Consider the following 251-nt stretch of genomic DNA (forward strand, 5'->3'; position numbering starts at 1 on the left):
GGTGTCGGCGGGGCGATGGGCAACGAGATCGTGCTCAACCAGTCAGGCAATACCGTCACCGGCTCCTACGGCGGCACGACCTATTTCACGATCAGCATCAACCAGACGACAGGCGTGGTCACCTTTGCCCAGAGCAACAACATCTGGCACGGCAGCACGGCGAGCGACGATGACAGCGAGGGCCTGACGCTGGCCAATGCGGCGGACCTCAAGGTCGTCCAGACGGTTACCGATGCCGATGGCGATCAGGA

At 62.5% G+C, this 251-nt stretch carries 1 protein-coding gene; it reads left to right on the top strand.

Annotated elements, in window-relative coordinates; all coding sequences use genetic code 11:
* Positions 1–251: DUF5801 repeats-in-toxin domain-containing protein (locus NZK81_RS21835; protein WP_260048005.1), on the top strand; the 251-nt coding region annotated here is incomplete at both ends.

Source organism: Novosphingobium mangrovisedimenti (genome assembly GCF_025153475.1).
Taxonomy (GTDB): domain Bacteria; phylum Pseudomonadota; class Alphaproteobacteria; order Sphingomonadales; family Sphingomonadaceae; genus Novosphingobium; species Novosphingobium mangrovi_A.